This window comes from Streptomyces sp. NRRL S-646 (assembly GCF_000720765.1).
In the GTDB taxonomy this organism is placed as follows: Bacteria; Actinomycetota; Actinomycetes; order Streptomycetales; family Streptomycetaceae; genus Streptomyces.
The window spans coordinates 289443-310417 of record NZ_JODC01000001.1 but is presented as its reverse complement, the minus strand read 5'-3'; the positions used below and the strand labels follow the sequence as shown (position 1 = coordinate 310417).

The following is a 20975-nucleotide window of genomic DNA, read 5'->3' as shown; positions in this document are numbered from 1 at the left end:
CACGAGGGTTTCTCGGGTGACCGACGACGCAGCGGCAACAGACGCGAAGGGCCGCCAGATGCCGACGCGGCGCCAGGTCGGACGTGCCGCCCTGGCCCTGGGCGGCGCCCTGGCCCTCGCCCCCTTCCCCGCGGGACCGGCCGGTGCGGCCACGGCCTCGGCGCACCCGATACTGCGCCACGGCACCCCGGAACGCGCCGGCCTGCTCGCCGCCCACCTGCGTCAACTGGTCACCGACGCCGAGGCGTTCCTCGGCCCCTCCCCCAAGCACCCGTGGTACGCGGGCGCCGTGCTGCTCGCCGGGCGGGGCGGCACGGTGGCACTGCACCGGCCCATCGGGATGGCGGTGCGCTATGCGGCGTACGACGAGAAGACCGACACCGGTGTCGAGTTCCCGCCCGACCGGCAGATCCCCATGGCCGAGGACACCGTCTTCGACCTGGCCTCGGTGTCCAAGCTGTTCACCTCGCTGCTGGCCGTGCAGCAGCTGGAACGGGGCGCACTGGAGCTGGAGGGGACGGTCGCCTCGTACCTCCCCGAGTTCGGCGCGGCGGGCAAGCAGGAGATCACGATCCGTCAGCTCCTCACCCACACCTCGGGGTTCCGTGACTGGATCCCGCTGTACAAGGCGCCGACGCACGAGGCGAGAATTCAGCTCGTCTTCGACGAAGCCCCGATCAACCCGCCCGGCACCAAGTACCTCTACTCCGATTTGAATCTGATCTCGCTCCAGCTGGTCCTGGAGAGGATCACGGGCCGCACGCTCGACACCCTCCTGCACGACGAGATCACAGGGCCGCTCGGTCTCGACCGCACCCGCTACAACCCGCCCGCCTCCTGGAAGCCGAAGATCGCGGCCACGGAGGACGAGCGCGGGCCCTGGTCCGGTCTGGAGCGGGGGCTCGTGTGGGGCGAGGTGCACGACGAGAACGCCTACAGTCTCGGCGGGGTCGCCGGACACGCCGGGGTGTTCTCGTGCGCCTGGGAGCTGGCCGTGCTCGGGCGGACGCTGCTCAACGGCGGCTGCTACGGCCGGGCGCGCATCCTGCGGCCGGAGTCCGTGCAGCTGATGTTCACCGACTTCAACACCGCGTTCCCCGGTCACGAGCACGGCCTGGGCTTCGAGCTCTACCAGCACTGGTACATGGGCGCCATGGCCACCCCGCGCACCGCCGGGCACACCGGTTTCACCGGCACCTGCCTGGTGCTCGACCCGACGACCGACTCGTTCCTCGTCGTGCTCGGCAACTCGGTCCATCCGGTGCGCAGTTGGCGCTCGGGCTCGGCTCCTCGGGTCGCGGCCGGCAACAACCTGGCGCGCGCCGTGCCGGTACGCCCGGCGTACGGACCTACGGCGTGGTTCTCGGGCATGGCGAACGCCACGACCGCCACGCTCGCACTGCCCGCGCTCGACACGACGGACGGCGCCGCGCGGCTGGCCTGCGCCCTGTGGTGGGACACCGAACCCGCTTCGGACGTCCTCGTCCTGGAGGCCACGACGGACGGCGGCACGACCTGGCAGCCGCTCCCCTTCACGACCAAGCGCCACGGCGAGGAGCCGCAGGAGCACCCGTCGGGCTCGGTCACCGGCTGGTCGGGCCGCGTCTGGCACCGACTGGCGGCCGATCTCCCGGCGCACACGGAGCTGACCGTGCGCTGGCGGTACACGACCGACAAGCTGTACGTCGGCCGCGGCGCATACGTCGACGGAATCCGCGCCGGGACGCCGGACTCCGTCCTGTTCGACGAGGCGCGCCCGGCGGACTCGGCGCGGATCGTGGCGGCAGGGTGGGTTCGGTCGGCCGACTGACGGCGTGCCTCGCGCAACACGCATCGCGACAGCGTGCTCACAGGGAATCCCACGCCGCCCCGCTACCGTGAGTGTTGATCAGCGCACGGAACGTGGGAGGCGTCGGATGGCCAGAGGGGTGACGACAGCCCTCGCGGTGGGCGTGGCGGTGGTGTGCGTGACCGGTCTGGCGGCCGCGCCCTCCGACTCGGAGCTGGAGGTGGTCCGGCTCGACCCCGCCGCCGCGCCGCCCGGCGGCCGCACCGTGGTGCACGCCTTCGTGGCCAACAGGGGCCCGGAGCAGACCGCCTCGCCGTTCACCGTGGTCGTGAGGCTGCCACCGGGCTTCACCGCCCAGGGGCCGTACTTCCCCGAGGACTGCCGCGCCGAGGCCCGCGGCCGCCTGGTGCGCTGCACCTTCGGACCCGGTCTGGCGCGGCTGCGGACGGCCACCGCACTGGTTCCGGTCCGGGTGGACGCGGACGTGCCCCCCGGCAGCAAGGCCGAGGGGCACGTCCAGGTGATGAGCGTCGACGACCGCGATCCGCGCGACGACCGTACGCCGTTCACCCTGTCCGTCGACTGCTGATCAGCGGTACACCTTCACGTAGTCCGCCTGCATGGTCAGCGGCGTCGAGCCGGTGGGCGCGGGGTGGTACTGGCCGGCGCTGATGGACAGGTTGAGGATCAGGTACGCGGAGAAGTTGCTGCCCACGCCGTGGCCGTCGGAGTAGACCTTCTTGCCGTTGACGTACCAGTCCACCGAGCTCGCGCCGTAGTGGGTGCCGATGGTGACCCACTGCCCGGGAGCGACCGCGGCGGAGTCGGTGTAGTAGTTCGAGCCGGAGGTGACGTGGTTGGTCAGCTCCAGCAGGTTCGGGTTGTCCGGGTGGTACTCGAAGGAGTCGATCTCGCCGTTGCCGTCCTTCCAGGTCCACAGCGCCGGCCAGGCGCCGCTGCCGGAGGGCATTTTGACCCGGGTCTCGGCGTAGTCGCCGGTCTTCACCTGGAAGCCGCCACTGGAGCCCTCGGTGGTGAGCAGGCCGGTGGTCCAGGCCTGCTTGCCGTTCTCCAGGGTGTGCGAGGAGGGCTGGGCGGTGAAGGTCGCGATGCCGCCCGAGGTGGTGACCTTGCTCTGGTCCAGCCAGTCGAGCTTGTTGTCGTCCGGGTTGTGGTCGCCGTAACGGTAGGACGAGCTCTTGTCGCCGACCCACTTCGAGCCCCAGGCGATGCTGCCCGAGAAGTCGTCGGACCAGACCACGGACTGGCCGGAGACCGGCGAGCCGCCGCTGCTCGACGTTGCGGTCGAGGCCGCCGCGACGGTCAGCTTGTGCGAGGGCAGGTTGTGCCAGGCCCCGCCGGACTCCTGCCAGAAGCCGAAGATCGTGTAAGAACCTGCCGGCAGTGTGCGCGGGGAGCTGGTGAACTTCACACCACCGGGGCAGATCCGGACATTCGAGGCGTTCCCCGGGAAGTCCAGGTTCTTTCCGGCCGCGTCCCGGACGCCGACACCGAGGGTCTTGGCCGTGAAGCAGCTTGAGGAGTGCACGGTCAGCTTGGCCGGCGCGGCGACGCCCGCGGTCATGGTGGTCGGCGTCAGGCTGTCCTGGGTGACGGAGGGGGCCGCGAATGCCTGGGGGGCGAACGGCAGGAGCAACAGCGCGGCTGCTGCTCCGGCTATGCCCAGGCGGGCAGGAGAGATGGAGTGGCGCATGGTGGGGGCTTCCTCAACAGCGCCTGCGAGGGGGCAGCTTGTGCGGCACGGCCCCGTCCGCAGGACTCGGCGTTCCGGCGGCTGAGGCCACCCGGGAGGACTCCCGAAGGCTAGGCGGACGGGCCGTTCGTGTTCAACGAGATCTCACTCACACTGAGTGATCAAAATGGAGTTACGCATTCCGCCGACTCGCTCTCGCAGCCAGCACAGGCTGGTAGAAGCCGCTGGTCTCCGGAGCGTGCCAGGTGATGTCGGCGAAGCCCGCCGCGGCCACGGCGTCGGTCACCTGGGTCCGGGTCAGCGCCCAGGAGGTCGTGCGGCGTACACGCACCTCCCACCCCTCGCCCCCGGGCACGAGCTGAAAGTACTCCTGGTCGTAGCGTTCGCCGTCGTCGTGCCAGTGCCACAGCTGGAAGGTGATCGACCGGCCGTCGGCACCGTGGGACACCTGGGGAGGCGCGGCCGCGGGTCGAGTCCTGCGGAGCTCGTCATAATCACGGAGCGTGAGCAGCAGCAGTCCGTCGTTTCTCAGTACCCGCCGCATGCCCCGGAGGGCCGCTCCCACGTCCTGCGCGGTCAGCAGGTGCGCGAGGGAGTTGTCGGCACAGACGACGGCGTCGAACACCCCGGCCCTGAAGGGGAGTTGACGCATGTCTGCCGCCACGGCCGGAAGGACGACGCCGCGGGCAGCGGCCTCGGCCGCGGCCCGGGTCGCGGCCGCCGGGCTCAAGTCACTGCCGACGACGCCGTGTCCGGCGCGCGCCAGCCCGATCGCCTGGGTGCCGATCCCGCAGGCGCAGTCGAGCAACTTGCGCGGCCCGGTGCCGAGTTCGCGGCGCACGAGCCTGTCCAGGGCCGCGGCCTGGCGGGCCATGCTCGCGTCCCAGTCCGGGAAGATGCGGTGGTAGTCGGCGGCGAGCGAGTCGTAGAAGTCCCGGACGGATGACTCACTCACGTCAGTCACCGGTCTCTTCCAGAACCGCCATGGCCGCGTTGTGCCCGGGCACCCCGCTCACGCCGCCGCCCCGCACCGCGCCCGCCCCGCACAGCAGCACGTTCGCGTGCCGGGTCTCCACGCCCCAGCGGCCCGTGTCGTACTGGGCGTAGGGCCAGGTCAGTTCGCGGTGGAAGATGTTCCCACCGGGCAGGCGCAGGTCGCGCTCCAGGTCGAGCGGGGTCTTGGCCTCGATGCAGGGCCAGCCGTCGGCGTCGGTCGCCAGGCAGTCAGCGAGGGGTTCGGCCAGGTGGGCATCGAGCCCGGCGAGGGTGGACTTCAGGAGTTCTTCGCGTACGGAGTCGTTGTCGCGGGCGAAGAGCCGGGCGGGTGTGTGCAGGCCGAAGAGGGTGAGGGTCTGGTAGCCCTGCTCGACGAGGTCGGGGCCGAGGATCGTCGGGTCGGTGAGGGAGTGGCAGTAGATCTCCGAGGGCGGCGCATCGGGGAGTCGGCCGGAGGCGGCCTGGGCGTGGGCGGCGGCGAGTTGCTGGTAACCCTCGGCGATGTGGAAGGTGCCGGAGAACGCCTCGCGCGGGTCGACGGAGCTGTCGCGCAGCCTCGGCAGCCGCTTGAGGAGCATGTTCACCTTGAGCTGGGCGCCCTCGGCAGGGGCCGGAGGCGTGTCGCCGGTCAGTTCGGCGAGGGCCTGCGGGGAGGCGCCCACGAGGACGTGCCGGGCGGCCGCGACGCCTTCCCCGTCCGCCGTGTGGTAGGTGATCTCGGCGATTCGGCCGTCCGTGTCGATGCGTACGGCCTCGTGGCCGGTGGCGAGGACGGCGCCCGCGTCCCGGGCGGCCCCGGCCAGGGCGTCGGTCAGGGCGCCCATGCCGCCGACGGGGACGTCCCAGGCACCGGTGCCGCCGCCGATCACGTGGTAGAGGAAGCAGCGGTTCTGGGCCAGTGACGGGTCGTGGGCGTCTGCGAACGTGCCGATGAGGGCATCGGTGAGGACGACACCCCGCACGAGGTCGTCGGCGAAGCGGCTCTCGACCGCCGTACCGATGGGCTCCTCGAACAGCGTCCGCCAGGCCTCCTCGTCGTCGATACGGCGCCGCAGTTCGTCGCGGGCGGGCAGCGGTTCGGTGAGGGTCGGGAAGACCCGCTCGGCAACCCGGCCGGTCATGCCGTAGAAGCGCTGCCAGGCCTCGTACTCGCGGTCGGAGCCGGTGAGCTTGGCGAAGGCCTCCCGGGTGCGCCGCTCGCCACCGCCGACCAGGAGTCCGGTCGGCTGCCCGTCCCGTTCCACGGGGGTGTACGAGGAGATGGTGCGGGCGCGGACACGGAAGTCCAGCCCGAGGTCGCGCACGATCTTCTTCGGCAGCAGGCTGACCAGGTAGGAGTAGCGCGACAGCCGTGCGTCGACGCCGGCGAAGGGGCGGGTGGAGACCGCGGCACCTCCGGTGTGGTCCAGCCGCTCCAGGACCAGTACGGACCGTCCGGCCCGGGCCAGGTAGGCGGCGGCGACCAGGCCGTTGTGGCCTCCGCCGACGATCACAGCGTCGTAAGTCCGGTGTCCCTCGTGTGCAGCCATGGTTCTTGGTAGCACGCGATGATCGTCAGCGACCAGGGGTGTACGGCGACGGGGTCAGCGCCCGCCGGAGGCGCTGGCGGTACAGCTCGGGCGGCTTCGGCACCCCGGCCGAGCTGCTCCGGGCAGTGGGCCTCGTCGTTGCGGCCGGCGAGCACGCGGGGTCCGGAGCCCTGGACATCGTCGCGGGCGGCAGCCACACCACGGAGCACGGCCCGCCCATCGTGCCCACGACCCCGCCGGCCAAGGCCCACGGCTGCCCAGGCGACCATCGACAACCGGCCAGGAAGATCCCGACGCGCGTCAGCGCCCCCCGGAGGCCCGCTGCTGGCGCAGTACCGCCACTCGGCGGTACAGCTCGACGGCCTCGGCGCCCCGGCCGAGCTGCTCCAGGCAGTGGGCCTCGTCGTTGCGGCTGGCGAGGGTGTCGGGGTGGTCGGGGCCCAGCACCCGCTCCCGGGCCGCGGCGACGCGCCGGTATTCGGTGAGGGCGTCGGACCAGCGGCCCAGCCAGCCGAGGCCGACGGCGACCTCGCGGCGGCTGACCAGGGTGTCGGGGTGATCGGGGCCCAGCACGCGCTCGCGGATCGCGCAGACGTCGCGGGACTCGGCGAGGGCCTCCTCCCAGCGGCCCAGGCGGCCGAGGTTGACGCCGAGGCCGTGGCGGGCACGCAGGGTCTCGGGGTGGGTGGGGCCCTGGACGCGGCTGCGGTCGTCGATCAGGTCGCGGTAGAGGGTGAGTGCCTCGCCGCTGCGTCCCAGGCGGCCGAGGCTGATGCCGACCTCGTAGCGGGCGGCGAGGGTGTCGGCGTGGTCGGGGCCGAGGGCCTGGGCGCGGGCCTCGGCGACCTCGCGGTAGGTCTGCAGGGCCTCGGGCCATCGGCCCAACTGGCCCAGTGCGTAGGCGACTTCGTAGCGGGTGACCAGAGTGTCGGGGTGGTCGGAGCCGAGCACGCGGGCGCGGGCGGCGGCCACGTCGCAGGCCATGCGGTACGAGTCCTCGAGGCGGCCGAGTCTGCTGAGGTTGAAGGCGAGGTTGTGGCGGCAGCGCAGGGTGTCGGGGTGGTCGGGGCCCATGCCGCGCTCCCGGGCTGCGAGCACGGACGTGTACACCTGGTGGGCGTCGAAGTGACGGCCCAACTGGCCCAGCACGTACGCCATTTCCTGCCGGGCTGCGAGCGTGTCGGGGTGGTCGGCGCCCAGGGCTCGGGTTCTCGCCGCGGCCACGAACTTGTACTCCTGCAGGGCGTCGGCGGCGCAGCCGGTGCGGCTGAGGGTGAAGGCGACCTCGTAGCGGCTGGCGAGGGTGTCGGGGTGGTCGGCGCCGAGCAGATGGGCGCGTTCGGCGGCGACGGCGCGGTGCACCTCGCCGGCCTCCGCCCAGCGGCCGAGGCGGCCCAGGCTGAGCCCGGCGTTGTGCCGGCCGGCGAGGGCGGTGAGGGTCTCCGCGGAGGGAGCGGGAGGCCGGGGGGCGGGGTCCTCGCTCCGTCCGTTCGCGGGCCGCGGAATCCATTCGCCGGTGAGGCCCGCTGCCGCGTCCGGAGGCGTGGTGCCGAGACCGGCGCCGGTGGCCTTGTGCCCGGTGGTCATGCCGCGGGTCCAGGAGGGCAGCCGGGCCTCGCGGGAGGGGACCTGCTCGGGCGGTCGGAGCACCGGCTGCGCGGTCACAACGGTCGGTACGTAGGCCGGTGTCGTCCGGCCGGTGCTGATGCGGCGGCCCAACTCGCGGGCGTCGTGCGGGCGTTGCTCAGGGAGTTTGGCCAGCAGGTCCAGAATGATCTTCTCGAGGTATTCGGGAAGTTCGGCGCGTCGGCTGCGCGGCGGGCGGGGCGGGGTGTCGCGGTGGCCGACGAGGATCGCCCAGGCGTCGTCGAGGTCGAACGGCGGTGCTCCGGTGGCGATCTCGTACAGGACGCAGCCCAGCGAGTACAGATCGCTGCGCTGGTCGACCTCCGAGCCGCCGATCTGCTCCGGCGACATGTAGTGCGGGGTGCCCATGGCGATGCCGGTGCCGGTCAGCCGGGAGGTGAAGCCGATGTCGGCGCCGAGGCGCGCGATGCCGAAGTCGCAGATCTTCACCGTGCCGTCGGCCAGCCGCATGATGTTGGCGGGTTTCAGGTCGCGGTGCACGATGCCCTGTTGGTGGGTGTAGGCGAGGGCGGAGGCGACCTGGTCGGCGATCTCGACGACGTCGCCGACCGGCAGCGGGTGGTGCTTGTTGTCCTCCAGGAGCTGGGAGAGGTTGCGGCCCTCCAGGAGTTCCATGACCAGGTAGAGGATGCCGTCGGACTCGCCGAAGTCGTGCACGACGGTGATCCCGCGGTGCTGGAGGGCCGCGGCCACACGCGCCTCGCGGCGAAAGCGTTCCCTGAGCACGCGAGTGAAGGACTGGTCGTGGTGCGGGCCGAGCGGCTTGAGGCACTTCACGGCGACATGACGGCCGAGCGACTCGTCGCGCGCACGCCACACCTCGCCCATCCCGCCCCGCCCGATCAGGTCGAGCAGCCGGTACCGGCCCTGGATCAGCCTGCTGTCCCCCATCTGCTGCGATCGCCCCCGTAACTTTTCGCCCCGCCCACCCCTGGCTCGTCCAGTATGGCGACCTATCGTCCGAGTTTGTACGGTGCCGGGCGGGAGCCGGGGCCGAGCCGTGACATGGCGCGCAGGATGTGTTTGGGCGGGAGTTGCCAACGCAGACGTGCGGGAATGCAGCGAAGCACGTTGCCTGTGGCACGCAGTTGCAGGGTGACGGTGTCGGGTTTCGGGGCAGGTCTGCCGTACAACTCGTGGGCGTACGGCGGCAGGGCGGCGTACGCCAGTCGGGCCACGCGCCGCCACAGCACCTCGCGCGCGGGGACGAGGAGGGGGTGCGTCGGCGGGCGGAGCAGGAAGTCGTCCACTTCGCGTGCCTCGGGTCCGACGGCGAGTTCGGGCCGCACCTTGTCGAAGTAGGCGGCCATCTCCTCCTGATCGGCCGGTACGGCGTCGGGGTCGAGGCCCACCAGGCGGGCGCCGGCGCGCTGTTCGCCGATGTAGCGGTCGGCCTGCGCGTCGGTGAGCGGGAAGCCGGAGCGTCGCGCGACCTGCAGATAGGAGTCGATCTCCGCGCAGTGCACCCACAGCAGCAGCTCCGGCTCGTCGACGCCGTACCGCTCCCCCGTGTCCGGGTCGGTCGCCGACAGCATGGTGTGGATCTTCCGGACGCGGGCGCCGGCCCGTTCGGCGGCCTCGGTGGTGCCGTAGGTGATGGTGCCGACGAAGTTGGCGGTGCGCATGAGACGGCCCCACGCGTCGCGCCGGAAGTCGGAGTTCTGCATGACGCCGCGGACGGCTCGGGGGTGCAGGGCCTGGAGGTAGAGCGCGCGGACGCCGGCGACCCACATCATCGGGTCGCCGTGCATCTGCCAGGTCACCGAGGAGGGCCCGAAGAGCCCGGGGTCACCTGCCTGGATGTCCTTCACCTCTGCAGGCTAGCGCCGCACCCTCGGCATCCCCAGACCGATCCACGAGATGATCTCCCGCTGGATCTCGTTGTTGCCGCCGCCGAAGGTGAAGATCACGGCGGAGCGGTAGCCGCGCTCCAGTTCGCCGTGGAGCACCGCGCCCGCCGAGCCCTCCTTCAGCGCGCCCGCCGTGCCGACGATCTCCATCAGCCAGGCGTAGGCGTCCCGGCGCGCCTCGGAGCCGTAGACCTTGACCGCGGAGGCGTCCTGCGGGGTGAGGGTGCCGTTCTGGACGGCGTGCACCATGCGCCAGTTGAGGAGCTTCATCGCGTCGAGCTTCGTGTGGGTCTGGGCCAGGCGGCGGCGCACCCAGGGCAGGTCGATCACGCGGCGGCCGTCGGCGAGTTTGGTCTCGGTGGCCCAGCGCTGGACGTCCTGGAGGGCGCGGATGGCCATGGTGCCGTGGGCGGCGAGGGTGACGCGCTCGTGGTTGAGCTGGTTGGTGATCAGCCGCCAGCCCTGGTTCTCGGCGCCGACACGGCGGGAGACGGGGACGCGGATGTTCTCGTAGTAGCTGGCTGTGGTGTCGTGCGAGGCGAGGGTGTTGATGACGGTGCAGGAGTAGCCGGGGTCGGTGGTGGGGACGAGGAGCATGGTGATGCCCTTGTGGGGCGGGGCGTCGGGGTCGGTGCGGGTCGCCAGCCAGACCCAGTCCGCGGTGTCGCCGTTGGTGGTCCAGATCTTCTGGCCGTTGACGACGTATTCGTCGCCGTCCCGGACGGCGCGCGTCTTCAGGGACGCGAGGTCGGTGCCCGCGTCGGGTTCGCTGTAGCCGATCGCGAAGTCGATCTCGCCGGCGAGGATCTTGGGCAGGAAGTAGGCCTTCTGCTCGTCCGTGCCGAACTGCATGATCGTCGGCCCGACGGTGTTGAGTGCCATCAGCGGCAGCGGTACGCCTGCTTGGGCGGCCTCGTCGAAGAAGATGAACTGCTCCATCGCGGTCAGACCGCGCCCGCCGTACTCCTTCGGCCAGCCCACGCCGAGCCAGCCGTCGCTGCCCAGGCGCCGGATGGTCTCGCGGTAGAAGCGTTTCTGGGCGGCCGGGTCGCCGTGCCGGGCGTAGGCGTTGTCGGGCACCAACTCGGCGAAGTACGAGCGCAGTTCGGTGCGCAGCCGCTGCTGCTCGGGCGTGTATTCGAGGTGCACGGCGCCTCCAGGCTTCCCAGGCCGGTCCTGACGGCGCACACCGTAGAACGTGTTCCAGAAATTGGGAATGGCGAGGGATGAGGAAAGGGCCCCCGGTCGCCGTCCGGGGGCCCTTTGCCCGATGAGCCGGCGGAACCGATCAGTGGGTGACGGGAGTTGGCCGTGCGGTTCCGGGTGCCCGGACCTGCTTCGGGACGAGAACGCGTTCCGCCAGAATCCCGAAGACCAGCCCGAAGGAGGTCCACAGGGTCAACTGGACGGCCAGGGCCGCCAGTCGGAACTGCCAGAGCAGGGTGGCGGAGAAGTCCTTGGGGACCTCGTTGAAGGACGGCAGGAACGCGTACGCGAGCCCGATGGCGAGGACGAAGAAGGCGCACGCGGCGAGCGTGGCGTTCCAGTTGCCCAGGCGGGACGCGAGGCGTTTGCCCAGGATGACGGTGGCGACGGCCAGCAGCACGCTCAGCACCACCATCAGGAAATACAGGGTGGTGCGTTTGCCGATGGTGTCGGGGTCGCCGACGGACGGCGGGTTGGCCGGGTACTTCAGGAAGGGCACGACGTAGACGGTGATCAGACCGGCAGCCGCGAGGAGCAGCGCGCTCGCGCGCGGCCCGAAGCGGCCGATGCGGCCGAGCGCGAAGCAGTACGCGAGGGCGGCGATGCCGCCGAACGCGACGCCGTAGACCAGGACACCGGTGGACAGGCCCGCGGTGGACTGCATCGTGCGGCTGACGGCTTCGACGCCGTGCTCGTGGGAGTGCGCCTCCTCGTAGGCGATGGCCGCGTCGACGCGCGGTTCTCCGAGGAAGTAGGCGACGACGAGGGCGAGCAGGCCCGCGGCGAGTCCCGCGAGCATGCCACGCACCAAGAGGTTGCGGACGGTTGCCGAGTTCATGGGCGGTGCTGCTTTCTCGCCGCCCTCAGTGGCAGGGGAAGCCGAGCAGGTGGCGGGCGTCATGCACCCACTCGTGGACGTTGTCTCCGTTCATCACGGAGGTGGCGCCCTGTTCGGCGCCGACGAAGTAGAGCAGAACCAGCATCAGGATGCCGAAGAAGACCGCCCAGGGGGCGATCGCGCCGATCGGCAGCTTTGCCGGTACGGCGGTGGGGGTGGTGGTCGGCTGAGCGACAGACTGCGCCATGGCAGGCCCTCCTGGGGAACTCGCGTCCCGTCTCGGTGGTGCACGCGACGACGGGGCGGGTCTGACTCGCCCGGCGCGCACCCAGGGTGCGTGCCCGGCATACAGTGGCGCGACCGTGCCGGACTTCCACCGGCTTCCGCTGTGCCGTCGTCAATATCCACGAGAAGGTACCGCGAAGCAGAGGTGGGGCCAAGGGCGCACGGAACGGCGGCGAGCGCCCCTGGTGAGCCGTTTTCGCTGTCGGATCAAGGGATTTGAAGGAGTGTCGAGGGCGGGAATGGACACATGACGAGCCGAGTGATCTTGATCTCACCTGCGATCACCGCGGCCCTCAGGGAGGCCCGCTTCGACGACGGCTGCCCGCTGGACGCCTCCGGGCTGCGGCAGGCACGGGCGGCCGCCGGCACGCTCCCGGCGGCGGAAGAGGTCTGGGTCTCCCCCACCGTGCGCTGCCGCGAGACGGCGGGGGCCCTCGGCCTCGACGCCGTGGACGCGCCGGAGTTGGCTGCACTGGATGCGGGCCGCTGGCGCGGTGCAACGCTGGCGGAGGTGAGCGAGCGTGAGCCTGAGGCGCTTGCCGGCTGGCTGTCGGACCCCTGTGCCGCGCCGCACGGCGGGGAGTCGGTGGCGGCACTGTGCGACCGGGTGGCGGGCTGGCTGGAGAAGGTCGCGCGGACGCCGGGCCGCACCCTGGCCGTGGTCGAGCCCGAGGCCGTACGGGCGGCGGTGGTCCGGGTGCTCGGGGCTCCGGAGTCGGCGTTCTGGCGTGCGGACGTACCGCCGCTGACTGCCGTCGAACTCAGCGGCAGGTCGGGGCGGTGGAACGTACGGCTCGGGCAGTCGCTCGGTGTCTCGCAGTGAGTCTCAGTTCAGCGTGGCGAGGAAGTCCGTGCACGCCTGTGCGCACTCCCGGCTCGCCTTCGCGCCGTCCTCGGCGCCCGGCAGCCGGTCGAAGGCATGTGCGCACTCCAGGCACACGGTGCGGCACCACTCCACCTGGATGCGGATGGCGGCCTCGTCCAGGCTGTTCTGCTCGGACAGCACACGGCAGGTCGCGTCACACACCTCCGCGCACATGATGCCCTTGCGTCGTACGAGTTCCTGCTCCTCCGTGCCGTCCGGGTCCACGAGGCTGGCGCGCAGAGCACACGCGCGTGCGCACTCGGTGCACGCCTGCGCGCAGGCGAAGCGGTCCTCCAGGAACCGGAAGAGCTCCTGCTGGGTCGTCGTAGTCACACCTGTCGGGTTGCCGTCGTCGATCGCCTCAAACACCGCTGACCGCGGTCCGGCCCGATCGGGCCGGGACGGGTCGGTTCGCACCGGGTCCCATGGGTACCCGCGAGCCCATGAGCACCTCATGGATGGACATCGCCGCAGGCCGCGGCGCACTCGGGATCGGCCTGGTCGTCGTCGGGGTGACGGTCGTGGCCTTGCTGATCGGTGCCTTCTTGCTGGGCGCCCGCATCCGTCGCCGCGAACCCGCTCCGCCACGCCCGGAGGAGCAGCCCCAGCTGCCGGAGGACGGCCCGGTCCGCGAGGTACGGGAGAACCGTGAGCCCGCCGAGATACCCCGCAGCGAGCACCGGCTGACCCCGCACGAGCTGCCCGGGCACGGCAATGCGCCGAGCAGGACCAGTACGTCGCAGACACGGCGCCGCTGGCGCGAGGGCAACAGCGGGGCCTTCGGCAGCGGGGGGCCGGGCGGCCGCTGACACCGGCACGGGTGGGAGGGTTCCCTCGTGTCCGGCGAGGCTAGGCCCGGCGGACGTCGTCGTCGACCAGGCCTGCGATGTGGGTGGTGACCGTGTCGAGGATGTCGGTCCAGGCCGATTCGTCGCCGAGTACGAGGTAGTTGAGCGTCAGACCGTCGGTCATGGCAGCCAGGTAGCGGGCCAGCACCGAGGCCGGGACGGCGAGTTGCAGGTCCATGGTGCGGCGCAGCCCGTCGATGAGCTCGGCGTAGGCGGCGCCGTACAGCTCGTACTGCCGTCGCGCCAGGTGCTCGAAGCCCGGCTCCCGCAGGGCGTACTGGGTGAGTTCGTAGGTGAGCATGTGCTCTTCGGGGTGGGAGCGGACGTGATCCCAGTACGCCCGGAAGCCGGCCCGGACAGTCTCCACGAGGGTGGTCCTGGGCCGCAGGGCCTGCTTCACCACGGTCACCGAGTGGTCGGTGAGGGTGGTGATGACGGCCTCGACCAGGGCCTGCTTGGAGTCGAAGCAGTAGTGGAAGACGCTCAGGGACACGCCCGCCTCGGCGGCGATGGACCGGGTCGTCGTCCTGGCGACGCCGTCCCGGGCCATCGCCCTGATCGCCGCTTCCGTCAGCTGTCTGCGCCGCTCGGCCGACGGCATGCGTGCCATGTGCGTCCTCGGGGGTGGTGACGGACCTCAGGCGCTGTGGACGCCCACTTCGTACAGCGAGTATCCCCAGTCGGTGCCTCGCTGCAGGCCGTGGATACGGACGTAGCGGGCCGGTGTGCCGGTGAAGCGGGCGGTGTCCAGGCCGCCGTCGCCGGACGTGGTGGACCAGACGGTCTGCCAGTCGGTGCCGTCGGTGGAGAGTTCGATGCGGTACGACTTGCCGTAGGCGCGCTCCCAGTCCAGCGTGACCCGGCTGACGCGGTGGCTTGCGCCCAGGTCGACCTGCCACCACTGGTCGTCGCTCCAGTCGCTGGCCCAGCGGGTGCCGTCATCACCGTCGACGGCGCGGCCCGGCTGGTAGCTGGTGAACGGGTTCCACTCGGACGAACTGGCGGTGGCCGCCGCGCCCTTGGCGAGGTCGACCGATGCCTGGTGCTGCTCGGTCGCTCCCCAGGTGTCGAGGTAGGACTCGGCGCCCCGCATCAGGTCGTTCACCACGCCCTGGCCGCCGTTGAGCCGGATGTCCTCGATCCAGTCGGGGATCATGCCGACGTGGGCGGCGCCGTCGGTGTTGAAGTCGAAGGTGCGCTCACCGGTGGTCTGCCGGTCGATGACCGAGCCGCCGTCGGCGCTCTTGAAGGGGTAGGTGACCTTGTTCGGGGCGTCGGCGCCGCGCGGGGCCGGGTGGTCGCCGATGCCGTTGAAGTCGGTGCCGTAGCCGTAGCCCGCGTGGTACTTGTCGCGCAGCGCCTTGGTGCGGGCGGCCTCCGCGACGAACCCCTGGGAGCCGTGCATGTACTGGGCGACGAAGCCGCCGAGCGAGTAGACGCGCTCAGTCCAGTTCAGGTCCATCCAGCTGTGCGAGGAGAGCACGCCGGGGTAGGAATCGGCCTCGAAGATGTCCAGGGCCTGGCCGACCGCCTTGACGCCCATATGGTCGATCTCCAGCATCATCTTGCGTTTCATCATGCCGCGCACGGCGTATGCACCGAGGTCGGTGAGGCCGCGTTTGTTGCACTGGGCGTCGGAGTCGTACGAGGGGACGTCCACGCCCGCCGGCAGGTCCTTCTCCGCGGCGGAGGAAGCGGTGCCGATGGGGTTGTCGTGCTGGGGTCCGGTGCACTTCTCGGTCTGCCAGAAGGTGCCGGTGGAGAGGAACTGCCCGACGTTGATGGCGGTTCCGAGGCCTCCCGAGTCGAAGCGGACGCCGCACAGCGCGTTGTCGAACTTGTGGCACAGGAACATCGAGCGCACACCCAACGAATACAGCTCGTCGAGGCCCTTGTCGATGTCGGCCTTGCTGCACTGCGGTATGTCGAGGATCTGCTTGCAGCCGAACGGCTCGGAGGTCTCCACGCCCAGGACGACCGCCAGCTTGCCCTGCTTGATCACCTCACGGGCCTGCGAGCTGTCGGTGACGATACGGAACCAGCCCTTGCCGGGACCGCCGTACATCTTGTCGATGTAGTCCTGCAGTTGGTACGTCAGCTTCGCCTGCAGCCGGATGGAGGTCATCTCGTCGCAGCTGCGGTCCTTGAAGGGGTAGACCGAGCAGATCATGCCGTTGGTGACGAGATCGTTGACGAGCACCCGCTGTCCGCCACGCCAGGCCCGCTCCAGCCAGGCGTAGTAGTTCGCCTGATGGGTCATCGAGTCGTACGCCGGCCAGTCCTTGAAGGTCGGCCAGCCGACCGGGTCGTGCCTGCCGTCGCCGCCGTGGGTGATGTAGTCGAAGATCGCGAGGGTGCCGTCGGGGTAGTGCTCGGGACAGTCCTTGAGCGCGTCGGCGACCCCGGCCTCGGAGAACACCTTGCCGCAGATCAGCCGGCCCCCGAAGGCCTCGTTGGAGAACAGGTGGTTGTGCGCGTCGACGAATCCGCGCACGTCGCCCGCGGAATCGGTGCCGGTGAAGGGCTCGCCGGTGACGTTGATCTTGGCGTCCGGGGCGGGGCGTGAGGTCGGGATCCACCAGTCGTTGCCGGCCGCGGAACTCGGCGTGGGGCCGAAGGTCAGGGTCAGGAGAAAGAGAAGCAGCGACACCACGGTGACGTTCTTGCGGCTGCGGTACGAGCGTCGAGTCGGCGTCACGGCCCACGTCCCTCGGTCGGCGGGATCGCGCGGTTGACCAACCCATAAGGTTGTCATGACCTGCGCAAGATATGGGACGAGGATGGGTGCGGGCACCTTCCGAGTCAAGAGTCCGGGACGCTTGACCTGATGGCGCGCGACTCCCGCCGGCCAGGCGTCACGAAGCCGTGCCCCTCAGCTGCCCGCACCGCATTCAGTGCGTCTCCCGCTGTCCGGTTCTTCGCCCGTTCCGCCACCAGTTCGCCCGCGACGCGCGCCGCCCATGCCTCGATCTCGGGGAAGTTGCGGAAGTCCCCACCCTTGCCGTTGCGCACGATCATCTTGGCGATCCTGCCCTTGGCCCTCCTGCAGGCAGCCTCCGAAGGTGACATGTCCTCTGGGGTCGAGCCGGGTCATTGCGCGGCGCACACCCGGCACGGGCGGGATGTCCCGCTCCGAGGCCGAGGCGTCGAGCGGGCCGCTGCTGAAGAACCACAGCGGGCGCTCGGCCGGTGCGCGACGGTGTCGGCGTACGAACCGGCGGGCGTCCTTGTGCCAGCGTCCGGCGTACAGCCCGCCGCCGACCACGACGGCGTGGTACCCCGTCAGGTTCACGACGGCCCCGGCCGGCAGCGCGACGGCCGTCAGTCCCTCCTTGCGCAGAACCTCGGCCACGGCCTCGGCGATCTGCGCGGTCGATCCGTTCGTCGTCCCGTAGGCGACCAGCACGTTGCCCGGCATGGCGGTCCGCCTCCTCTCACAGCTTGCGCGGCCAGTCGTCGGCCACGCTGTGCAGGGCCTGCTCCTTGGGCTGGATCCTGGCGTCGTCCAGCCGGTAGGTGAGCTTGTCGTCGACAGCGACGACTCCATCGATCTGACGGGTCATGGAGACGGCGATCTCCGTCTCGCTCTTGCGCTCCGTCTGACCGGAGAGCGTGACCACGCCCTCCACCACCTGGACGTCGATGCTGCGCGGCGGCAGCCACAGCGCGCGCACCAGCACCTCTTCGACGACCTCGGTGCGGATGACCGCGTCGGGCCGCAGGAAGACCTGGAGCAGGTCGCGGCGGGGGACGATGCCGACCAGCCGGTGCTCCTCGTCGAGGACGGGCAGCCGCTCGATGTGGTGCTGCGCCATGGAACTTCAGCGCCAACTGTCGGGCCCGTTCCTCGCCTCGGCGGCGGGCGCGACACGAGAGCCGTAAGCCGAAGCAGTGGGAAGCAGTGGAAGCCGTCCGAACGATGGATCCGGATGTGGCTTCGGTCTGCCTGAACACTCAGATGCGTGATCGACTCCACCAACATCTCGAAACGAGGCAGGCGCCTTGATCGCGAACACGCCCCGTTGAGCCAGAACGCCAGGGCTCACCGCGTTTACCCCAGAGAAGGTCGGAAAGGTGCTCGCACACACGGCCTGAAGGAGGCGTGCCCGTGGGAGCACTGGTCTGGCTATTGATACCGGGCGTCGTCGGGGTGGGAGCCGGTATCTGGTCCATCCTCGCGCAACGCATCCACACTCCCCCGCTGGGGCGGGACTTCGCGCGCCACCAGCGCATGAAGGAGGTGTTGGAGCAGAACTCGGTCCCCGCCAGGCGTTGAGTCACAAACCTTCGGCGGAATGCCTCCCACGCATGATTGGGTGTGTGAGCCGCGAGCGGACGGCAGCAAGCAGGGTGACCTGCAGAAGGAACCACCGGGCGGTGTCTTCGACGAGTGCGGTGATCAGGGGCTGGGGCGTTCGCGCGGCGGGTTCACGACCAAGCTGCACTTGGCTGTCGAGCAGGGGCAGAAGCCCACGTCGATCGTGGTGACGGCCGGGCAATCCGCTGCACCATTCCGGACAAGGCCGACCAGATACACAACCGCAGGAAGCGAGGGCAGATATGACATCCACAGGGGCATCAAACTCGCCGTCCGCTACGAGGTTACCGGCCTCGTAGCCGCCATCAACGAGTGGTTGTGACGTACTGGTCCGACAACAACTCGAAAACCCGGACCCGCCGACCACCGGTGGGATTGAGGGTCTCACGGACCGGATGCATCCCCAGTTTGGTCATGATCCGTTCGGAGGCGTTGTTGCCCACTTGAGCGATGCTGACGATCCGCTCCAGCCCTCGCTCTTCGAACCCGAACCGTACAGCGGCCGCGGCGGCCTCGGTGGCCAAGCCCTGCCCCCAGTGGGAACGTCCCAGCCGCCAGCCGACCTCAACCGCCGGCAGTACCTCCGGCAAGTAGTTGGGCACCGAAAGGCCGGTGAACCCGGCCAGCTCGCCAGTGGAGCGGATCTCCACGGCGAACAGGCCGAAGCCCTGTGACTCCCACTCGCTCTCCCATGCCTGGATCCCGCCGCGAGTCTGCTGTTCGTCACGGACACTGCCGTCACGGATCCACCGCATGACCTCCGGGTCGGCATTGATGGCGGCCATGGGCGCAACGTCTTCCTCGCGCCAGCGACGCAGGATCAACCGGGGAGTCTCAAGCGTGAGCATCCAATCATTCTGGATCACAAAATGGGCTGTCCGCCATCCTCACCAGGCACTTTCGATCCACGCCCTAGGACGCCTGGGCCTACTCACTCTGGTCGCTCGCCCAGAAGCACGTCACGACGCGGAGACCGCCGTGGGAGAGGGCGGCACCGGCTGGACCAGGCGGTGCCGGCGACACCACGGGTGGCGTTCTCGCTGCGGGGCGGGCGTGCTCGCGCAGCCGGCTCGGTCGGTGGTGCCGGGTGGCGGGTGGTCGCGCCCCCAGCGCCCCTGGATCACCTGCAGTGGCCGGAGCCCTCGGCTGAGGCGTTGCCGATCGTGCCGCCCCAGGCGACGCAGGAGCCGCGGCCCTCGACGTAGACCGGGCCGGCTCTTGGTGGTCAGTCCGCCGCGCGAGCGGCCGAGAGCCTCACCCGCCGCACCACCTCCGCCAGGAAGACCGCAAGGCGCACATGCTCGCGCGTGTGAACTGATCTTTACGTGGCCCCTTTTGAGACAGCGGGACGAGGCGGTGGATCTTGGGGAGCTCCGGCGCCGTAATGATGGGCACGGATCGAGGTGGAGGCGATATTGATGTTCCAGTCGGCCTCTCCTGCGGCATGGGCGGCGGCCTGGACGTGCTGGAGCGGTCGTTCCCAGGTACCGTCGGCCGACCACAACATGTGGCGTTCATGGACGGTCTGCCATGGGCCGAAGCGTTCAGGCAGTTTGCGCCACTGACACCCGGTGCTGAGCCGGTGGATGATCCCGTTGATCATTTGTCGGTGATCGCGCCACCGGCCACACGAGCAATGCTCAGGACCTGTGGATCGGTCTTCGGGACAGGGCGCGAAGGGCGTACCTTCCCGAATGATCCTGTGATGGTCACCGAGTAGGCCCGCGTTCGCAGCGCGGGTCGGGAAGGCTCGCCCGTGCTCAGCGGAGTAAACGCCGACGGTTCGACCGAGTCCGGCTCCCTGATCGACGAGATCGTCCGCGAGGGCGCCCGCCGGATGCTCGCCGCCGCTCTGGAGGCCGAAGTTAACCAGTACATAGCCGAGTTGGCCGCCGAGACGGACGGGGCCGGGCGCCGCCTGGTGGTCCGCAACGGCCACCACCGGCCCCGCACCGTGACCACCGCCGCAGGTCCAGTCGAGGTCACGGCCCCGCGCGTGAACGACAAGCGCGTGGACGCAGCCACCGGAGAACGTATGCGGTTCTCCTCGAAGATCCTGCCGCCGTGGTGCCGCAAGTCGCCCAAGGTCAGCGGGGTGCTGCCGCTGCTCTACCTGCAGGGCCTGTCCTCAGGGGACTTCGTCCCGGCGCTCGAGCAGTTCCTCGGGTCGGCAGCCGGCCTGTCGCCGGCCAGCGTGACCCGGCTGACGAAGCAGTGGCAGGACGACCACGACCGCCTTCCAACATCACGACCTCGCCGACAGCGACTACGTGTACGTGTGGGCCGACGGGGTGCACCCCAAGGTGCGGCTCGGGCAGGCGCACTCCTGCGTCCTGGTGCTGATGGGCGTGCGTCTGGACGGCACCAAGGAACTGATCGCGCTGGCCGAGGGGCTGCGTGAGTCGGCCGAGTGGTGGGCCGACCTACTGCGCGACTGCCGCCGTCGCGGCATGCGCGATCCCGAGCTGGTCCTCGGCGACGGCGCGATGGGCCTGTGGAAGGCGCTGGCCGAGGTGTTCCCAGCTGCCCCCCACCAGCGTTGCTGGGTTCACTAGGCCCGCAATGTCACAAACGCTCTGCCGAAGTCCGCACAGCCGGGCGCGACGAAGGCAATGCAAGAGATCTACAACGCCGAGACCCGCGCCCACGCCGAGAAGGCGATCGAGGCGTTCGCGAGGACCTACGGGGCCAAGTTCCCCAGGGCCGTCGCGAAGATCACCGACGACCGGGAGGAGCTGCTGGCGTTCTACGACTTCCCGGCCGAGCACTGGATCCACCTGCGGACCACGAACCCCATCGAGTCGACGTTCTCCACGGTCAAGCTCCGCACCAAGGTCACCCGCGGTGCCGGCAGCCCGGCCGCAGCCCTCGCGATGGTGTTCAAGCTCGTCGAATCCGCCCAGGCCCGCTGGCGCGCGGTCACCGGTGCCCACCTCGTCCCGCTCGTCCGAGCGGGTGCACGGGCCGAGAACGGCGTCCTGGTCGAGCGCGAGGAGCAGGCCGCCTGAACCTCCACGACATCCCGCAGACCCGGGACAAGCATGTCCGCTTCGCGGCCTACCTCGACAAGCTGCAGCAGGTCGCCGATGC

17 protein-coding genes, 4 pseudogenes and 1 riboswitch are annotated in these 20975 nt (G+C 70.3%); of the genes and pseudogenes, 6 read left to right on the top strand and 15 right to left on the bottom strand.

Translation table 11 applies throughout. The features are described from left to right. The first annotated feature begins 58 nt into the window (after positions 1-58). Both IH68_RS0101500 and IH68_RS49470 read left to right on the top strand, forming a co-directional pair. Positions 59-1810: a serine hydrolase domain-containing protein gene (locus IH68_RS0101500; protein WP_030927090.1), complete on the top strand. Its 1752-nt coding sequence runs from the start codon at positions 59-61 to the stop codon at positions 1808-1810. A 106-nt stretch (positions 1811-1916) separates the two neighbouring features. After that, a complete protein-coding gene (locus IH68_RS49470) occupies positions 1917-2378 on the top strand; it encodes a hypothetical protein (protein WP_159403629.1) in 462 nt (153 codons plus the stop codon). On the opposite strand, the gene IH68_RS52590 is transcribed toward IH68_RS49470, so the two are convergent. From IH68_RS52590 to IH68_RS0101455, 8 genes are all read right to left on the bottom strand, one after another. Further along, positions 2379-3503, bottom strand: coding sequence for a glycoside hydrolase family 16 protein (locus IH68_RS52590; protein ID WP_078912266.1), 1125 nt, complete (start codon positions 3501-3503; stop codon positions 2379-2381). Between the two features lie 172 nt (positions 3504-3675). Then, entirely contained in the window at positions 3676-4458 is a 783-nt protein-coding gene (locus IH68_RS0101485) for a class I SAM-dependent methyltransferase (protein WP_030927086.1), read from the bottom strand. Position 4459: 1 nt separating this feature from the next. Further along, entirely contained in the window at positions 4460-6028 is a 1569-nt protein-coding gene (locus IH68_RS0101480; RefSeq protein WP_030927084.1) for a phytoene desaturase family protein, read from the bottom strand. A gap of 300 nt (positions 6029-6328) precedes the next feature. Then, complete coding sequence (locus IH68_RS0101475) at positions 6329-8566, bottom strand: serine/threonine-protein kinase (protein WP_030927081.1); 2238 nt, start codon at positions 8564-8566, stop codon at positions 6329-6331. A 62-nt stretch (positions 8567-8628) separates the two neighbouring features. Next, complete coding sequence (locus tag IH68_RS0101470) at positions 8629-9426, bottom strand: oxygenase MpaB family protein (protein ID WP_107057388.1); 798 nt, start codon at positions 9424-9426, stop codon at positions 8629-8631. Between the two features lie 69 nt (positions 9427-9495). After that, positions 9496-10674 (bottom strand): acyl-CoA dehydrogenase family protein, encoded by a 1179-nt coding sequence (locus IH68_RS0101465; RefSeq protein WP_030927077.1) that lies wholly within the window; start codon positions 10672-10674, stop codon positions 9496-9498. Between the two features lie 139 nt (positions 10675-10813). Next, entirely contained in the window at positions 10814-11569 is a 756-nt protein-coding gene (locus IH68_RS0101460; protein ID WP_037884427.1) for a CbtA family protein, read from the bottom strand. Between the two features lie 25 nt (positions 11570-11594). Beyond that, positions 11595-11816 carry a CbtB domain-containing protein gene (locus IH68_RS0101455; protein WP_030927073.1) on the bottom strand — a complete coding sequence of 74 codons (222 nt, stop codon included), beginning with the start codon at positions 11814-11816 and terminating at the stop codon, positions 11595-11597. 36 nt (positions 11817-11852) lie between these two features. Beyond that, a riboswitch (cobalamin riboswitch) is annotated at positions 11853-12006 on the bottom strand. A 95-nt stretch (positions 12007-12101) separates the two neighbouring features. Between IH68_RS0101455 and IH68_RS0101450 the strand changes: the two genes are divergently transcribed. Further along, positions 12102-12677, top strand: a complete 576-nt coding sequence (locus IH68_RS0101450; RefSeq protein ID WP_030927071.1) for a histidine phosphatase family protein — start codon at positions 12102-12104, stop codon at positions 12675-12677. A gap of 3 nt (positions 12678-12680) precedes the next feature. Here the strand turns inward: IH68_RS0101450 and IH68_RS0101445 are convergent, their stop codons facing one another. Continuing rightward, complete coding sequence (locus tag IH68_RS0101445; protein WP_030927069.1) at positions 12681-13052, bottom strand: ferredoxin; 372 nt, start codon at positions 13050-13052, stop codon at positions 12681-12683. A 110-nt stretch (positions 13053-13162) separates the two neighbouring features. Here IH68_RS0101445 and IH68_RS0101440 point away from each other — a divergent pair, with 110 nt between their 5' ends. After that, on the top strand, positions 13163-13528 hold the full coding sequence (locus IH68_RS0101440; protein WP_030927068.1) for a DUF6479 family protein: 366 nt from the start codon (positions 13163-13165) through the stop codon (positions 13526-13528). A 40-nt stretch (positions 13529-13568) separates the two neighbouring features. Here IH68_RS0101440 and IH68_RS0101435 read toward each other — a convergent pair whose 3' ends face one another. The 4 genes and pseudogenes from IH68_RS0101435 to IH68_RS0101420 all read right to left on the bottom strand — a co-directional run. Further along, a complete protein-coding gene (locus tag IH68_RS0101435) occupies positions 13569-14177 on the bottom strand; it encodes a TetR/AcrR family transcriptional regulator (protein ID WP_030927066.1) in 609 nt (202 codons plus the stop codon). A gap of 27 nt (positions 14178-14204) precedes the next feature. Further along, positions 14205-16265, bottom strand: coding sequence for a discoidin domain-containing protein (locus tag IH68_RS0101430; protein WP_030927064.1), 2061 nt, complete (start codon positions 16263-16265; stop codon positions 14205-14207). Positions 16266-16501: 236 nt separating this feature from the next. After that, positions 16502-16985 (bottom strand): annotated as a pseudogene (locus IH68_RS49465) (flavodoxin domain-containing protein); the annotation flags it as partial. 16 nt (positions 16986-17001) lie between these two features. Then, positions 17002-17385: pseudogene (locus IH68_RS0101420) on the bottom strand (BON domain-containing protein); the annotation flags it as partial. Positions 17386-17675: 290 nt separating this feature from the next. On the opposite strand from IH68_RS0101420, the gene IH68_RS56210 reads away from it, so the two are divergent. Further along, entirely contained in the window at positions 17676-17843 is a 168-nt protein-coding gene (locus tag IH68_RS56210) for a hypothetical protein (RefSeq protein ID WP_159403628.1), read from the top strand. A gap of 347 nt (positions 17844-18190) precedes the next feature. On the opposite strand, the gene IH68_RS0101410 is transcribed toward IH68_RS56210, so the two are convergent. Then, complete coding sequence (locus IH68_RS0101410) at positions 18191-18733, bottom strand: GNAT family N-acetyltransferase (protein WP_030927061.1); 543 nt, start codon at positions 18731-18733, stop codon at positions 18191-18193. A gap of 619 nt (positions 18734-19352) precedes the next feature. Further along, positions 19353-19506, bottom strand: a pseudogene (locus IH68_RS59645) (transposase); the annotation flags it as partial. Positions 19507-19641: 135 nt separating this feature from the next. Here IH68_RS59645 and IH68_RS52345 point away from each other — a divergent pair. Beyond that, positions 19642-20893 (top strand): annotated as a pseudogene (locus IH68_RS52345) (IS256 family transposase). The last annotated feature ends 82 nt before the right edge of the window (positions 20894-20975 follow it).

Bases quoted from the DNA above. Each gene is read 5' to 3' on its own strand.
- IH68_RS0101500 (WP_030927090.1), top strand. From the start codon at position 59: ATGCCGACGCGGCGCCAGGTCGGACGTGCCGCCCTGGCCCTGGGCGGC.
- IH68_RS49470 (WP_159403629.1), top strand. From the start codon at position 1,917: ATGGCCAGAGGGGTGACGACAGCCCTCGCGGTGGGCGTGGCGGTGGTG.
- IH68_RS52590 (WP_078912266.1), bottom strand. From the start codon at position 3,503: ATGCGCCACTCCATCTCTCCTGCCCGCCTGGGCATAGCCGGAGCAGCA.
- IH68_RS0101480 (WP_030927084.1), bottom strand. From the start codon at position 6,028: ATGGCTGCACACGAGGGACACCGGACTTACGACGCTGTGATCGTCGGC.
- IH68_RS0101475 (WP_030927081.1), bottom strand. From the start codon at position 8,566: ATGGGGGACAGCAGGCTGATCCAGGGCCGGTACCGGCTGCTCGACCTG.
- IH68_RS0101470 (WP_107057388.1), bottom strand. From the start codon at position 9,426: ATGCACGGCGACCCGATGATGTGGGTCGCCGGCGTCCGCGCGCTCTAC.
- IH68_RS0101460 (WP_037884427.1), bottom strand. From the start codon at position 11,569: ATGAACTCGGCAACCGTCCGCAACCTCTTGGTGCGTGGCATGCTCGCG.
- IH68_RS0101455 (WP_030927073.1), bottom strand. From the start codon at position 11,816: ATGGCGCAGTCTGTCGCTCAGCCGACCACCACCCCCACCGCCGTACCG.
- IH68_RS0101450 (WP_030927071.1), top strand. From the start codon at position 12,102: ATGACGAGCCGAGTGATCTTGATCTCACCTGCGATCACCGCGGCCCTC.
- IH68_RS0101440 (WP_030927068.1), top strand. From the start codon at position 13,163: ATGAGCACCTCATGGATGGACATCGCCGCAGGCCGCGGCGCACTCGGG.
- IH68_RS0101435 (WP_030927066.1), bottom strand. From the start codon at position 14,177: ATGGCACGCATGCCGTCGGCCGAGCGGCGCAGACAGCTGACGGAAGCG.
- IH68_RS0101410 (WP_030927061.1), bottom strand. From the start codon at position 18,733: ATGCTCACGCTTGAGACTCCCCGGTTGATCCTGCGTCGCTGGCGCGAG.